Annotated in this window: 4 protein-coding genes and 1 pseudogene; 1 reads left to right on the forward strand and 4 read right to left on the reverse strand. The window is 49.3% G+C overall.

Going from position 1 to position 2,537, the window contains the following annotated elements; translation table 11 throughout:
• Window positions 1-83 precede the first annotated feature (83 nt).
• Complete coding sequence (locus ACEW9J_RS09490; protein ID WP_373544884.1) at window positions 84-764, reverse strand: response regulator transcription factor; 681 nt, start codon at window positions 762-764, stop codon at window positions 84-86.
• 192 nt (window positions 765-956) lie between these two features.
• Between ACEW9J_RS09490 and ACEW9J_RS09495 the strand changes: the two genes are divergently transcribed.
• Window positions 957-1,346, forward strand: a complete 390-nt coding sequence (locus ACEW9J_RS09495) for a hypothetical protein (protein ID WP_373544885.1) — start codon at window positions 957-959, stop codon at window positions 1,344-1,346.
• Between the two features lie 115 nt (window positions 1,347-1,461).
• On the opposite strand, the gene ACEW9J_RS09500 is transcribed toward ACEW9J_RS09495, so the two are convergent.
• The 3 genes and pseudogenes from ACEW9J_RS09500 to ACEW9J_RS09510 all read right to left on the reverse strand — a co-directional run.
• Complete coding sequence (locus tag ACEW9J_RS09500; protein WP_373544886.1) at window positions 1,462-1,836, reverse strand: DUF2281 domain-containing protein; 375 nt, start codon at window positions 1,834-1,836, stop codon at window positions 1,462-1,464.
• A gap of 55 nt (window positions 1,837-1,891) precedes the next feature.
• Window positions 1,892-2,035: a hypothetical protein gene (locus tag ACEW9J_RS09505; RefSeq protein WP_373544887.1), complete on the reverse strand. Its 144-nt coding sequence runs from the start codon at window positions 2,033-2,035 to the stop codon at window positions 1,892-1,894.
• Between the two features lie 9 nt (window positions 2,036-2,044).
• Window positions 2,045-2,537 (reverse strand): annotated as a pseudogene (locus ACEW9J_RS09510) (oxidoreductase); the annotation flags it as partial.

Genomic DNA, 2,537 nt, shown 5'->3' on the forward strand with positions numbered 1-2,537 from the left:
CTTGCTGATAATAAATGATGCTGGCAAAAATGAGGAGAATACTCCCCATCGATAGCGTAAACCAGTGGGCAAGATTGCGGCGGCTACGACCGAACATCTGGATTCAAGCTGTAGCCCATGCCATAGATAGTTTCTAACCAATCGATCGCGCCTACCGCCTCCAACCGCACCCGCAGCCGACGTACTAAGGTTGTAATTGCATTACTCTCTGGTTCGCTACCCCATGCCCACAAGGCTTGCTCGATCTGAGTACGCGACAGCACCTGACGCGGATGGCGCATCAGATACTCTAAAAATTGAAATTCGCGGGTCGATAATTGTAGGCAGCGATCGCCTTTGGCTACAGTCAGCGTGGAAAGATGCAAAATTAGATCTTTAACATGCAGTACATCCCCTTGCCACAGCGGCGATCTCCGTCCCAATGCCCGCACTCGTGCTAGCAATTCAAATATATCCGTAGGTTTAACGAGATAGTCATCGGCTCCAGCATCCAAACCACTAATCTTGTCGCAAGTTGCATCTTTTGCAGTCAACATCAACACTGGAGCCGCTTTTCCGAGCCGACGGTACTGTTGGCATAAGCTCAATCCGCTGACATGGGGTAATAACCAATCCAAGATTAACAGGTCATAGTCCCGCTGCGATACCATCGACTGGGCGATCTTCCCATCTTCGATACCATCGACAATATGCCCCGCCTCAGAGAGGGCATATTGCAATGGCTCTAGTTGATCTGGATCGTCTTCTACCAATAGTATTCGCATTGGCTAAACCCCTTTTTGTAACTCCAGTGTAAAAGGATAACTCAGCATCGGCATCTGTCAGAAGTTAGATTTAAGTTAGTCCGCTCTTAGACTACGATTTGACTATTCGGCACGCTCTCAAACTACAATAAACCTCCTATTCCCTATTCCCTATCCCCTATCCCCTATCCCCTAACTTTCGTAGGAAGTCTAATGTCTACCCCGCGCTTGCTCCATCTGCTCCATCGCGTTGGTGGGGAATTTTGGCTGCCATTGCCCTTAATTGCTGTAGCGATTTGGTTTACAGGCAACTTTATGGCAGCACGAGTTCTCAATGGTGCTTATGATTCTGTCAACAAACTTCAGGCAGGTACTCAGTTAACCACCAAACGATCGGTTACAATCCTCACGATGAATGCCGAAATCGATCGACGTAGCGGTTTAACTAAGCTGGTTATCAAAACTACCGAACCAACTCTAAAGCGGCTCGAATACGAGTTTCCCTTCACTCAAGCCAGTCAGATCGAAGCAGCAATCGCCAAGGAATTGGCAATGCCTGTTGCCGATATCCGCAAATCGATCGGCTACCGCATTAAGAATTGAGATCGAGATATTCCTGTCTATTGGATATCGATCGACAGGTCATCGCTGGGTTCAGGCGGGGATTTCCAGCGATGTACCAAATCAAAATGTGAGTATCGATGAGCAGGTTCATAGATTATTGGTAATCGGCAAATTCTTCCAGGGGGGAATCAAAGTCCGACGCGATCGTGACTTTACCTTTGAGAATGCCGAAACCATTGCGTTTTGGGGTCGCGGGGTGATTTCCAATCTGGGAGGCTGCGCCAGCACGGCGGGAAGTCAGATACTCAACATAGTGCAATGCCTCGACTTGGAGCGGTTCGGGGAGCTGCAAGAGAAGTGAATTAATAATCGCGATTGCGTTGGTTTGTGACATGCTGCCCGCCTCCTTGTCTATGTGGTTCGATTTTAGCCTAGATTGGGTAGGGGTAGCCACTGACGGTATACTGGCGGAAACTGACGGATCGGCTGACGGATCGGGGCGATCGGCTACAGTGGTAATAATAGGCAAAAAGATTCTCGTTTTGTCCTAGTTGGTGGTGTCGATCGCCTGCACGGTTCTAGTTTCAATGATCGACACGACTGGAAACTGGGCGATTTCTGGATTCGGCAGGTTCGGCACGGTTTTGAAGCCAAGCAAACAGAGCCGCAGTACTTACCAAAATCAGTGTTGTGCCTGCAACCAATTGCAGCATCAGATTGTAACGCATAATCCCCCCTCAGGCTAAATTAAAGTGTTCCATATGGACGTTCGTGACGGGCACCTCTAGCTCGAACAAAGCACGTTCGACCGCAGCCATCATCACAGGAGCAGCACAGACAAAGTAATGCCGACTGCCACGATGGCGGGGAATGTGTTTTGCGAGGAGCGATCGATCGACATAGCCCGTTTCGCCTTCCCAATCATCGTGAGCTTTACGTAGCACGTAAACGATCGTCAGATCCAGGTTTTCCTTGAATGCTTCCAACTCGTCTTTGTAGGTGACATCTTCCCAACTGGCAACTGCATAAATCAGCAAAAACGGTCGCTCGTCCTTACGTTGCGCCGCCGTTAGTAAAATGCTATAGATCGGTGTAATCCCTACGCCACCCGCAATCAGCACGAATCCGGCACTGTCCCAATACCGATCGATCGTAAATACCCCATACGGGCCATCTAGATAAGCCTTGGTGCCTGGTTGGACATCTTTGATGGTACTGGTGAAGTCGCCG

The sequence above is a fragment of the Chamaesiphon sp. genome (assembly GCF_041737865.1).
Classification (GTDB): Bacteria; Cyanobacteriota; Cyanobacteriia; order Cyanobacteriales; family Chamaesiphonaceae; genus Chamaesiphon.